At 56.0% G+C, this 12,117-nt stretch carries 9 protein-coding genes; 7 read left to right on the plus strand and 2 right to left on the minus strand.

From position 1 onward, the window contains the following. Positions 1 to 16: 16 nt before the first annotated feature. Genes R3F50_15600 through R3F50_15620 form a run of 5 tightly spaced genes read left to right on the plus strand, consistent with a single transcriptional unit; the run spans position 17 to position 6,100 of the window. On the plus strand, positions 17 to 1,204 hold the full coding sequence (locus R3F50_15600) for an acetyl-CoA C-acyltransferase (protein MEZ5491723.1): 1,188 nt from the start codon (positions 17 to 19) through the stop codon (positions 1,202 to 1,204). 44 nt (positions 1,205 to 1,248) lie between these two features. Then, complete coding sequence (locus tag R3F50_15605; protein ID MEZ5491724.1) at positions 1,249 to 2,409, plus strand: acyl-CoA dehydrogenase family protein; 1,161 nt, start codon at positions 1,249 to 1,251, stop codon at positions 2,407 to 2,409. A 9-nt stretch (positions 2,410 to 2,418) separates the two neighbouring features. Next, positions 2,419 to 3,441 (plus strand): hypothetical protein, encoded by a 1,023-nt coding sequence (locus tag R3F50_15610; GenBank protein MEZ5491725.1) that lies wholly within the window; start codon positions 2,419 to 2,421, stop codon positions 3,439 to 3,441. 39 nt (positions 3,442 to 3,480) lie between these two features. Further along, entirely contained in the window at positions 3,481 to 4,845 is a 1,365-nt protein-coding gene (locus R3F50_15615) for a hemolysin family protein (GenBank protein ID MEZ5491726.1), read from the plus strand. Then, the gene (locus R3F50_15620) at positions 4,838 to 6,100 is read left to right on the plus strand and encodes a hemolysin family protein (GenBank protein ID MEZ5491727.1); all 1,263 of its coding nucleotides are present in this window, start codon (positions 4,838 to 4,840) and stop codon (positions 6,098 to 6,100) included. The genes R3F50_15615 and R3F50_15620 overlap by 8 nt, the downstream gene beginning before the upstream one ends. Before the next feature lie 303 nt (positions 6,101 to 6,403). Here R3F50_15620 and R3F50_15625 read toward each other — a convergent pair whose 3' ends face one another. Both R3F50_15625 and R3F50_15630 read right to left on the minus strand, forming a co-directional pair. Next, entirely contained in the window at positions 6,404 to 8,038 is a 1,635-nt protein-coding gene (locus R3F50_15625; protein MEZ5491728.1) for a long-chain fatty acid--CoA ligase, read from the minus strand. Positions 8,039 to 8,214: 176 nt separating this feature from the next. Next, the gene (locus R3F50_15630) at positions 8,215 to 9,243 is read right to left on the minus strand and encodes a hypothetical protein (protein ID MEZ5491729.1); all 1,029 of its coding nucleotides are present in this window, start codon (positions 9,241 to 9,243) and stop codon (positions 8,215 to 8,217) included. A 562-nt stretch (positions 9,244 to 9,805) separates the two neighbouring features. Here R3F50_15630 and R3F50_15635 point away from each other — a divergent pair. Together R3F50_15635 and R3F50_15640 are read left to right on the plus strand one after the other, a co-directional pair. Continuing rightward, positions 9,806 to 11,026, plus strand: a complete 1,221-nt coding sequence (locus R3F50_15635) for a TolC family protein (GenBank protein MEZ5491730.1) — start codon at positions 9,806 to 9,808, stop codon at positions 11,024 to 11,026. Beyond that, a complete protein-coding gene (locus R3F50_15640) occupies positions 11,023 to 12,105 on the plus strand; it encodes an efflux RND transporter periplasmic adaptor subunit (protein MEZ5491731.1) in 1,083 nt (360 codons plus the stop codon). Before R3F50_15635 ends, R3F50_15640 begins: the two co-directional genes overlap by 4 nt. The last annotated feature ends 12 nt before the right edge of the window (positions 12,106 to 12,117 follow it).

The raw sequence follows: 12,117 nt of genomic DNA on the forward strand, positions 1-12,117 counted from the left end.
CTTGTTGGAGAACAGCATGAACGAAGCCTATATAGTCGGAGCGGTCCGCACCGCAACCGGCAGGAAGAACGGCAGATTGAGTCACATTCACCCTATTGATCTTGGTGCTCTGGTAGTGGATGAGCTGCTGGAACGTACCGGCGCTCCGCCGGACCAGGTTGATGACGTTATCTGGGGGGTTGTTTCACAGATCGGCGCCCAGGCCAGCAATTGCGGTCGCAATGTGTCCATGGCATCCGCGCTGGCACTGGAAGTACCTGGCACAACGGTAGACCGTCAATGCGGCTCCTCCCTGCAGGCTATTCAGTTCGGCGCCCAGGCGGTTATGTCTGGCACCCAGGACCTGGTGATCTGTGGTGGCGTTGAGGCGATGAGTACGGTTGAAATCGGCTCCAATGTCAAGGATGGCCTGGCACACGGTCGCGGAGTCCCCAAAGGCGCGAGACTGGAACAGCAATACCCGGGTATCCAGTTCAGCCAGTTTGATGGCGCGGAACTGCTGGCAGCCAAATACGCTGTAACCCGCGACGAGTTGGATAACTTTGCCTGCCGCAGTCACCTGCTGGCGGCCGCAGCCACCAGTAACGGCTATTTCGAGCGTGAGGTGGTACCGGTGGACATCGTGCTGGAGGACGGTAAACCGGATGTGCACAGAATTGACGAGGGCATTCGTTTCAACCCATCGCTGCAGGCTTTGCAAGGGCTCAAGCCTTTGCGTGAGGGCGGCGTGATAACTGCCGGCACCGCCAGCCAGATCAGTGATGGTGCAGCGGCTGTGATGGTTGCCAATGCCGCGGCAGTCAGAAAGTATGGTCTGCAGGTGCGCGCCAGAATACACACCATGGCAGTGGTGGGGTCAGATCCGGTCATAATGCTTGAGGGGCCGATCCCGGCCACACAAAAAGTGCTGGAGCGGGCGGGGATAAGTGTCGATGACATCGATCTTTTTGAAGTTAACGAAGCCTTTGGCTCCGTGCCCCTGGCCTGGGCCAGGGCGCTCAACGCGGATCCGGACCGGCTCAATGTAAATGGCGGCGCCCAGGCCCTTGGGCATCCTCTGGGCGGCACAGGCGCCAAGCTGATGACGACGCTGGTGCATGAGCTCGAAAGACGTCAGGGGCGCTACGGGCTGGTAGCCATCTGCGAAGGTGGTGGAACTGCTAATGCCATGTTGATTGAGCGAATGAATGCACTGCCTGCCTGAAATGGCCGGCTGTTGACTAAATCAATGCTGCAGGAATGAATGCGATGTTCGAAGGCTATACCTCACCCTGGATGAATGAAGAGCTGTCGCTTCTAAGGGATTCGGTCGCGAAATTTTATGCGAAGGAATTTGTACCCTTGATGCCAAAATGGGAAAAGCAGGGGGTTGTGGACCGTGATGCCTGGTACAAGGCTGGCGAGGCCGGGATCCTCTGTGCTTCCATTCCTGCAGAGTTTGGCGGCAGCGGCGGGGACTTTCGCCATGAAATGGTTATCGCCGAAGAGCTGGGTCGGGCGGGGGTGGTCGGTTTCGGCAATTCCGTGCATTCCGGTATCGTGGCGCCCTATATCCTGCATTATGGTACCGAAGAACAGAAGCGCAGATGGCTGCCAGGAATGGCTACCGGTGATTTGGTGGCTGCGATAGCCATGACCGAACCTGGAACAGGGTCGGATCTCCAGGGGGTTGTTACCAGTGCCCGTAAGGACGGGGATGATTATGTAATCTCAGGTCAAAAAACATTTCTCACGAATGGGCAGACGGCAAACCTGATCTGCGTTGTGGTCAAGACTGATCCGGAAGCCGGTGCGAAAGGCACCTCGCTGATTATGGTGGAAACTGATTCCGTGGAGAGAGACGGTGGATTCTCCAGAGGAAGAAACCTGGAAAAGATAGGCATGAAGGCCCAGGATACATCGGAAGTATTCTTCGATCAGGTTAGAGTTCCAGGTTCTTTTCTGTTGGGGCAGCAGGAAGGTAAGGGGTTTGTGCAGTTGATGGAGCAGCTGCCCCAGGAGCGTCTGATCATTGCGTCCAGTGCCTGCATCATGATGGAGAAAGCCCTGCAACTGACCAGTGAATACGTGAAGGAGCGCAAGGCGTTTGGTAAGCGCATCCTGGACTTTCAGAATACCCAGTTCCGCCTCGCGGAACGCTATACTGAAGCGCGTATAGCCAGGACTTTCGTGGATGACTGTGCAATGAAACTGGCAGAGGGCAAGCTGGATCCGACGACCGCCGCCATGGCGAAATGGTGGACTACCCAGAAAGAGGTGGAGATCATCGACGAATGCCTGCAGTTTTTTGGCGGCTACGGTTACATGCTCGAATACCCCATAGCCAGAATGTATGCTGACAGTCGCATTCAGAAAATATACGGTGGCAGCAATGAGATTATGAAGCTGCTGATTGCCCGGGAAATTTGAGGAGGCGCTATGATGAATAGTTACGGAAAAGTCAGGTTTGGCCTCGGTGTCATAGTGGTTGCCACCGTGCCGGTGCTGCAGGCGGCGGAGGATTTCCAGTTGCCTCGCACCGAATGGGGCGTGCCCGACCTGCAGGGCACGTGGTCGATTGCTACCCAGACTAATCTTGAGCGGGCCGCTCGGTTTGACGGTAGGCTGGTCATTTCTTCCGAGGACGCGGCCCGGATTGAGGCCCTGGTGGCAGCACGTAATGAGGCCAGTCTGGCTCCCAGCGATCCGAGCCGGGAAGCGCCCAGCGCCGGCCGTAACGTAGGCGGTTACAATACATTCTGGATGGACCCGGGTGAAAGGCTGGCGGTTGTTGACGGAGAAATCCGGACTTCCATACTGGTCGATCCCGCTGACGGTCAGCTTCCCTACAGCGCCCAGGGGAGGGAAAACTTCCAGGCGGCCATGACGCGACGGGAAAGCTATGACGGGCCTGAAGTACGTCCGCTGGGAGAGCGATGTGTGGTCGGTTTCGGTTCCACCGGGGGGCCGCCCAAGTTACCGGTGCTCTATAACAACCTCACAGAAATTGTACAGACCCGTGACTACGTTGTGCTGCTGGCGGAAATGAATCACGACGCCCGTATTATCAGGCTGAATGCGGAGTTTCCGGCGTTTTCCTTCAACCCCTGGTCGGGGGATTCAATCGGTCATTGGGAGGGGGATACGCTGATTGTCGAGACGACCAATTTTCATCCCCAGCAGGGTTTACGCTCATCTCTGGAGCATCGATTCTACGGCTCCACAGAAATGCAGGTGACGGAACGTTTTACCCGCGTCAGTGAGGACGTCATTCTGTATCAGTTCACCGTGAGCGATGACGAAAATTACACGCAAAGCTGGAGTGGCGAGTTGCCGATGAACCGCACGGAAGATCAGGTATTTGAGTATGCCTGTCACGAAGGCAATTACGCACTGCCCGGCATCCTCGCCGGGGCCAGGCGCGCTGAAGTCGAAGGTGCCGACTACGCGCCAACAAACTGAACGGGAGTTTCAGCATCAGCCTTAGGATGAGTATTTCAGGTGTTTACTGAGGTAGCGGCATATCTAAGCGGGCTGCTGGCGGACGCTCCGCGGATACTGCAACTGGATATACTCTGGCGTCTTCTGCTGCAGGTGTTTCTGTTCATGGCGTCAGCCTTTTTTTCGGGCTCCGAGACGGCGCTTTTTTCCCTGACACGTTACGATCTGCAGAAGCTCGCCAGAGCCAGGCACCCTGCTGCCGATTCTCTGCAGAACCTGCTTGAGCAACCCCGGCGTCTGATCGTATCGATTCTCTGCGGCAACGAACTGGTGAACATAGCCGCTGCCGCGAACATGACAGCCATTCTGGTGAAACTGACGGGTGTTGAAGCTGGCGCTCTGCTGGCTACCCTGATTATGATTCCCCTGATTCTCCTGTTTGGCGAGGTGACCCCCAAGACCCTGGCGGTCAGCAATCCGGTCTGGGTCAGCACGCGTCTGGTCGCCAGGCCTGTCAGTCTGTGGATGAGGATCGTCCGTCCTCTGGCCAATGGGGTCAGGGCGGTGGCTGACCAGATTACGACTCTTTTAATCGGTCCGGAGCGAGCGCGTGAAAACATTCTCTATATCGAGGAACTTCGATCCCTGATCGAAGAGGGTGTTGAAACCGGCGAGATTACAGCGACTGAACGTACCCTGGTTCACAGCCTGCTAAGTGCCGGCGCTACTCAAGTCAGAGAGATCATGACTCCGCGACCGCAGGTTGAGTTTCTGGACGGTGAATTGGAACCTGATGAGTTGCGCGCTGCGTTCCTCCGGGCTCGCCACCCGCGCGTGCCGGTATTTACCGGGCATCGGGACAATATCGTAGGCTTCCTCTATGTCGAGGATTTTATCGCTGTGGCTGAATCTTCAGTGACGACAGAAATGCCAGCGGGCGGGAATGCTGGTCTCAAGATTCCCGAATTGCATCCGCCGCTTGCGGTGCCGCCTGTCAAGGAGATTGATGAGATGCTCGATTTCTTTTCTGAGCACGATGCTCGAGCGGCGCTGGTGGTCAATGAATTCGGGGGCGTAGATGGGATTGTTACCCTGGATGATGTCACCCGGTTTCTGTTTAACGGGGTCTATAGCGAGCCTGTTATTAATGTGAATGAGATCAAAGAAGTGGAGGGAGGTTACGAAATAGAGGCGAGTACTCCACTGTCGGAAATACGCGATATTACTGGAATGGATATTCCGGAAAAGATGATGACAACCATCGCCGGGACGGCGTTGCGGAATTTTGGTGTAGTACCCAAAGTCGGTGATCGTATCGATATTGAGGGCTATACCCTGGAGGTGATGGAAATGGAAAACCTGCGAATCTCGCGGGTTCGACTGTTACGTGAATCAGCTTCTCAGGAGCTCGATGATAATGGCTGAAATATTGACTATCTTACCGGTAATGCTGGGGCTCCTGCTGGCGCAGGGGTTTTTTTCCGGCTCCGAAATTGCACTGGTCAGTTGCGACAAGCTGAAGCTAAGGAGCAGGGCGGAGCGCGGTGATCGCGGGGCTAAACGGGTTCTCAAACTGTTCGAGAGGCCCGAGATAACTCTGGCGACAACGCTCATCGGCACCAATATTTCCACCATGAGTCTTACAGTGCTGGGTACCGCCACTATGATCGGAGTTGCTGGCCCGGGAGGAGAACTGTACGCCATCCTGCTGCTCACGCCCATGATGCTCATTTTCGGTGAGATAGTTCCCAAGTCAGTCTACCAGCAATACGCTGATGCCATAGCGCCCCGTGTTTCCGGTGTCCTGACTGTTATACGACTGGCACTGTTGCCCGTTTCGCTCTGCTTTGGCTGGGTGGGAAAACAGATTTCCAGGCTGGTTGGCCCTGTTGCCAGTGCGCCGAGCCCCTTTATCACCCGCCAGCGTCTGCGTCTGATGCTGGACAGCGCAGATCAGTCGGATGAACTGCCGGTGTTGGATCGGGATCGAATTCAGCGCGCTGTCAGGCTCTCGGGTATGACTGTGGGTGAGGCAATGGTACCGCTGGCGCGGGTGACCGGAGCGGCCAGTCAGTCGTCACTTAAGAAACTGCTGGCTGCAAGCCGCACTAGCGGGCACCGCAGGATCCCGTTGTTCGAGGGTAATATCAGCAATATCACCGGCATCGCGGTGTGGTCGATCTGGGATGAATTGGAGCCTGATTTCATTAGCAGACAGGTCACAGATTTCAGAGTGCAGCCGCATTTTACCTCTCCTATTGAGAGACTGGACGATCTGATGCCCGTGCTGCTGGCCCGAAAGGACAGAATGGCGGTCGTGGTTGATGAATTTGGCTCCGCTGCCGGGATTGTAACGGTGGAGGACCTGATGATGATTCTATTGGGCGAGGTAGCCCGAGGAGTTCATCTCGGACCGGGAGGGTGGGGTCAGCCGCCGGAAATCACGAGACTCGGGCAGGGCGTTATTCTGATGGATGCCCAGGCGCGCCTGGTAGATACGGCTGAGTTGCTGGATCTTGAACTGCCTGCGGGAGAGTTTCATACCCTGGGTGGGTTTCTGACCGGTCATCTTGGCCGCATCCCTGGGAAGGGGGACACTGTCGAGGCCTTTGGCTACCGGTTTGTCGTGGAGGAAGGGTCCTCCAGGGCGCCGTCCCGGATTCGTATTGAGCCCCTTTAGGGGGGCTGTTCAATGCTCTAAAAAGCCTCTGACCAACATCCTGTCAATTGTCACAGGGTTTAGTCCCGGGGGGCAGCTGTTAAGCCAGAATTTCTCGGCGCAGAAGCGGTCAATTGAACGGGCAGTGCAGCGTCGGGTCGGAGTTGCTGAACAGACAGTTGCGCGTTGTCGTGTACCCGGGCGGGAAAAAAGGAAAGGGAAAGAAAAAGAAGAAGAGAAAAGTTCAGAGGCGGGAGCTGGAGCAGGAGCATAAGGGGCCAACTGGCCCCTTATTTATATTCAGCTGTTGCGTCAATATTCCTTCTATCTCAGATCGGGCAGCTTATAGTCTTCCTGCTCCAGTCTGGCACGGATGACTTTTTTGTCAATCTTGCCGGTTGACGTGAGCGGGATACCGTCAACATAGAGCACGTCGTCTGGCAATTGCCACTTGGCAAACAGGCTGCTGCAATGGTCAAGAATCTGTTCCTTGCTCACCTGAGCACCCGTTTCGAGGATCACCAGGGCAACGGGCCTCTCATCCCATTTAGGGTGAGGCTGGGCCACGACCGCTGCCTGGGCGACCCCCTTAAGGGCCACGATGTGATTTTCCAGGTCTACCGACGATATCCATTCACCCCCGGACTTGATCAGATCTTTGGAGCGGTCGGAGATGATAATGTATTGCTCAGGGTCTATTTTGGCGACATCGCCGGTAACCAGCCAGCCATCATGAAATTTGTCTGGCTGAGGGTCGTTGTAATAGGCTGAGGCGATCCATGGGCCACGAATACACAATTCACCGACCGATTCGCCGTCGTGGGGTAGCGGGTTCCATTCCTCGTCGAAGATCTCTATCTCCAGCCCCGGCATCGGCAGGCCGGCTTTAGCGATATTCTCAAATTGCTGGTCCTCGGAAAGGGCTACATGGGAGCGTTTTGCTACTTTGCGAGACAGGGTGCCAAGGGGGTTGGTTTCAGTCATGCCCCAGCCCTGGATCATTTCCACCTGGTACTGGTCCCAATACCAGCGCATCAGTGAAACTGGTGGCGCAGAACCGCCACAGGTAAGACGGGAGAGTTTAGACAGGTCGTATTTGCCAGGGTTTGCTTCCAGTGCCGCCTTGACGCCCTGCCAGATGGTGGGTACACCGGCAGAAATAGTGACCTCTTCTTCATGCATCAGCTTCAGGAATGCATCAGGGATCATGAATCGATGCGGCATCACCTGTTTGCAGCCCAGCATGGAAGCACAGAAAGGCAATCCCCAGCCCATGGCGTGGAACATCGGTACGATACCGCACAGGGAGTCCAGGGAGGACAAGCCGATGGAGTCGGTCAGGGACTCGGCCAGAGTATGCAGGTAGGTAGAACGGTTGGTGTACATGACGCCTTTGGGTTTGCCTGTTGTACCACTTGTATAGCAGAGCCCCATGGGTGAGGTTTCATCGATCTCGGGCCAGGCGAAAACGGTTCCCTTGCCATTTATAAAATCTTCATAATCAAGCTGATTTTCGTAGCTGCTCTGGCCGTCATCACCGTAGCGGCAGATTATCAGTTTCTCTACCGAGGGTATCTTCCCCTTGAGAGGTTCCAGCAGCGGCAGCAGGTCCTCATCGACGAAAATAACCTTATCGGCGGCATGGTTGATGATGTATTCCAGATCGGTCGGTGAAAGTCTGATGTTCAGGGTGTGGAGAACAGCACCCATGGACGGTACTGCCTGGTAAAGCTCAAGATGGCGGTAGTTGTTCCACATAAAGCTGGCGACCCGGTCGCCGATTCCAATACCCAGTTCATTCAGAGCGTGGGCCAGTTGATTGGCTCTGTCCCATGTCTGTTTAACAGTCTGCCGATGGGTACCATCTTTCATCATGGTGACGACTTCGACTTCGGGATCAAGCATGGCACCTCGGCCCAGAATCCGGGACATGAGGAGCGGGGTGTTCTGCATTGTCATTCTTGAGTTCCTGTGCTGTTTCCGAAAGAGAGACAGGGAGCATAGCCGATTCTGGCGGGCGGATTCAATTGGCGTGGTTTTGAGTGAATTGAAACGAAGCACCCGGGGCCCCGGGTGCTTCTGTCGGACAGCTCTCTGCAGCTGTGCCGGTCGGTTTCAGCGGGTGCGCGACCGCTTTATTGGATGTCTGAGCCGTCGGTTCGCTCGTTATTCACTTCACCCAGCACTTCCAGGCGCCGGGCGCCAGCCAGTATGCCGGGCAGACCGTAGTTTCCTTCGTGGCAGGCGTATTCAAAAATGGGCTCGTCCATGGCGGTCAATGCATACTCGCCAGAAAATTGTGCGCTGTAAACAGACGGGTCATCAACTGTGAAGCCATAGATAATCTTACGGGGGGACTCGCGACGGAAAGTCTCAATAACCGTGAGATTCTCCACCGGGGCGCCCCGGTAGTTCTGGCTTGGGTTGTAATGCCGAGTCTCCACCACCAGCGTGTCGCCTTCCCAGCGTCCGATGGAATCACCCATCCATTTCTGGTGCGCCTCTGCCACCGTGGAGTGTTTATCGGCAATCCTGATTATGCGGGCGTCGTGTACCATCTCTACGGTGATGGTGACGTAACCGGGAGATTGCACAATCTGCATGTGGCTGTTGTACATGACCGGCGTCATAACCGGGCCGGAATTATTGCCAAAGGAGAGCAGGCAACGTTCTCCCAGGCTACGGCCTTCCGGACCGTCATTGCGGTCTGGCAGGCTGGCATAGACTTGTCTCATGCGTTCCTGAAAGCCTTCCACCCGGGGCGGGACCCGGCCGTCAGGTGGGTCAATGATTGCGGAGGTTCTGAATTCGCCATCTATCGTGGGTAGAAACATGCCGCGGTCGGTCCAGAACAGATCGTAATTGCCAACCGGTGGTAAAGGTTTGGCTTCGGGTGCGGGGCGGTTCGGGTCGAGCGGCTCGTTATCCTCTTCCACCTGTCGCTGTGCCTCGCGCTCTAAAAGCAGCGCCTCCTCTTCCGTATAGGATTGTTTGGTCCCCATGGCCTGTGGTCTTTCAAAAGGCATGACAGTATTGTGCCGCCAATAGCCCTGCAGATCAGGCACTCCCCAGGAGGTCTTCGGCGCGTCGTACTCCTGGGCCAGGCAGTTCCCTCCGAGTGTACAGATGATGGCGCCAGAGAGCAGATAATGTGATTTTTTCATCTTGAAAACCTCTTCATGTAGTCAACACCTGGAAGGTATTGCGTCGGGGTTTGTGGTCGGGCTAGATTATAGCGGGATTCACGGGGAAAACTAACAGGCCACTGACATTTTGTTTTTGACCTTTCGCCAGGGAGTAGTCAGTATAGAGAGGTTAGGGCATAAATAGTGGCTGCCCATCGATTCATTGACAAGGTTTATCCTGCTGGCAAACCGCCAGACCAGCCCATTCCGGGCTCCTGGTCCCAGGTGTCCCGCTTCCACCGATGCTGCAGCGCCAGTTCAAACATCCACTCTCTGTTGCAGGGTTGCAGGAATGCGTTGCATTCACATTGACAGTCAGCCTTCACGCGTTCAGACAGCCCGTATATTGATCAGTCTCAAAGTAACAGAGATCTGTAAGGCAAATTTAAGCCTGTCATAAGAATAGGCCTGCAGAATTCTGGCAGAATACACAGTGAAGATAAGATTAACCAGGAAACAGAGAGGGATTCAGGTGCTGGCGGAATTTATCAGACGCAGTTATAGACTCGGTTTACGCTGTTGGCTATTGGTAATAGTTGCGGTGTCCCAGTTTACTGCCGGTGCAGCGGTAGCGCAGGAGGAGGTGAGTCTCTCCAGAGGCTCACTCGTGGTCAGCGAAGCGCTGGCCTTTGAAACGGTTCTTGAAGCAGCCCTCGGCAACGCACCGGCAGCCAGGAGCGAGGCCAATCTTCGAGCTACAGCAGAAGCCTACGATGCGCTCGGCAATAGCTGGGTCTCGAGTCGGCCCAGTCTGCAACTCAGCTATTATGATGATTCCCCCCTGGACGATGTCGGATTGCGGGAAATCGAGTCGGGTGTCAGTTTTAACTTGTGGCGACCTGGCGAGAGAGACGACACAGCAACGCTTGGGGATCGTCACCAGGAGCGGCTGGAGGCCTGGCAGGGACACTTACGGCTGATGGTTGCCGGTCAGGTTAGAGCAGTGCTTGCGGAACTGGCTGCCGCGGAGTCATTGCTGGACATCGCACGCCAGGCGGACTCTGAAGCGCAACGCCTGGTTACGATTACGACAGACATGGCAGAGGCAGGAGCGAGCGCACAGAGTGATGTGCTGCAGGCCCGCACGCTGCGACTGCAGCGGCAACAGGCTGTGATACAGGCGCGGACCCGGCTCGCCAGTGCCGAGCAGGCTTATGCCGTATTGACAGGTCTGGCAATGAGACCGGCTGCCCGGCTCGTCGAGGTCATTGAGCCAGCTGTCGCCATTCCCCAGTCCCACCCGACCCTGCATTTTCTCCAGACGCAGTTGGCGATCGCGTCAGCCAAAGTGAATCTGGCAAGGCATCAAGCCAGTGGTCGACCAGCCTTGAGTCTGGGGGTGAGGCGCGAGCGGGGGGATCGACTTCAACCTTATATTGACAGCCTTGCTGTCTCGGTCAGTGTCCCAATCGGGAAAAGCCCGGCCACTGCCGCGAGTGTCGGTCTGGCGCGGAGTGATGAGGTGGACGCCGAAGTGACGTTAATTGAAACGCGGCGGCAACTGGAGCAGCGGCGAGCTCAGATCGATCAGGAGTTGGCCCTGCTCGGCGAATCTGTGCAGCTCGGGGTAGAGCAGGTGGCAATTACGGCGCAGCGTTATGAGATGAGCATTGCGGCCTTTGAAGTCGGGGAAATCGATCTGACGCAGGTTGTCATCGCCCAGCAGCAGGCCACGCAGGCGCGCATGGATCTGGAAACGCTGCGCCTTCGACGTCAGCGGATCAGTTCTGAATACAATCAGATAATCGGAGTTTTACCATGAGAGTCAATCAACTGGTGGTGTCAATGTTGTTGCTTTGCAATGCGCTGGCACAGGCACAGGGTTTTATTCCCCTCAGCGAGGAAGACATTGCAAGGCTGGGCATAGTATTTGCGCCAGTGACTAATCTTGATCGCCAGTCCGGAAATCGCTATCCGGCCACGGTGATTAATTCTCCAGAATCAGCTTCTGACGTGGTTGTGCCTTTTCAGGGCACGCTGGAGCGGTGGCATGCGGTACCCGGGGAAACCGTGGGAATCGGCCAGTTGCTGGCCACTCTGCGCAGCCAGGAAGTGGTGGACTTACAGAACCGCTGGCTGGCTGCCTACTCGGAGATCGAACTGGCCGAGTATATGGTGGAACGTAACCGACAACTCTATGAGAAAGGCATAGTAGCCAGGCAACGTCTCGAGGAGGCTGAACATGACCTGTCCCAGGTGCGCACAGCGTTGAACAGCCTGACCGGCATTCTGGCCAGGGGTGGTCACAACGACCAGTCTCTGGCCAGGCTGATGGATTCTCCGGAGGATTTCGGGTTGTTTACCTTGCGCGCTCCAATTGGTGGCACGTTAACCGCCCGGTCAATAAATGCCGGACAAACAGCCGAGAAATATCAGGTAGTCGCCTCTCTGGGCAGTGGTGCCCAGCCCTGGCTGCGAGCCAGAGTGCCAGCCCGGTATGCTGACAGGCTGCAGCCTGGCCGAGTGTTGAATCTTTCCAGTGTCTCAGCATCGGTAACCTTGCGCTATCGGGATTTTTCAGTACATGAAACAACCCAGACAATAGAAGTGCTGGCTGAATTCAATCAGCCAGTAGATTATCTGCCGGGGCAGGTCCTGAATCTGATCCTGCCGGCTTCCGAGGCAGGAATGCTGGTGCCGGGCGATGCGGTGGTTCACAGCGGTGATAACACCGTGGTGTTCGTCAGGACCGTAGACGGCGTGGAGGCACGGGTGCTGGATCTGGAGCCAGCCGGAAGTAATTACGTAGCCGGGCCTCAGCTTCGGGTCGGTGACCAACTGGTCATTCAGGGTGCATCGGTGCTGAAGGGCGTTCAGCTGGGTTTGGGACAGGACGAATAGCGGTCAATAATC

This window comes from Gammaproteobacteria bacterium (assembly GCA_041395725.1).
GTDB lineage: Bacteria > Pseudomonadota > Gammaproteobacteria > Pseudomonadales > Pseudohongiellaceae > NORP240.

What these genes read in the sequence shown, in the direction of transcription:
- R3F50_15600 (MEZ5491723.1), top strand. Translation starts at nt 17, where the DNA reads ATGAACGAAGCCTATATAGTCGGAGCGGTCCGCACCGCAACCGGCAGG.
- R3F50_15605 (MEZ5491724.1), top strand. Translation starts at nt 1,249, where the DNA reads ATGTTCGAAGGCTATACCTCACCCTGGATGAATGAAGAGCTGTCGCTT.
- R3F50_15625 (MEZ5491728.1), bottom strand. Translation starts at nt 8,038, where the DNA reads ATGACAATGCAGAACACCCCGCTCCTCATGTCCCGGATTCTGGGCCGA.
- R3F50_15610 (MEZ5491725.1), top strand. Translation starts at nt 2,419, where the DNA reads ATGATGAATAGTTACGGAAAAGTCAGGTTTGGCCTCGGTGTCATAGTG.
- R3F50_15640 (MEZ5491731.1), top strand. Translation starts at nt 11,023, where the DNA reads ATGAGAGTCAATCAACTGGTGGTGTCAATGTTGTTGCTTTGCAATGCG.
- R3F50_15620 (MEZ5491727.1), top strand. Translation starts at nt 4,838, where the DNA reads ATGGCTGAAATATTGACTATCTTACCGGTAATGCTGGGGCTCCTGCTG.
- R3F50_15630 (MEZ5491729.1), bottom strand. Translation starts at nt 9,243, where the DNA reads ATGAAAAAATCACATTATCTGCTCTCTGGCGCCATCATCTGTACACTC.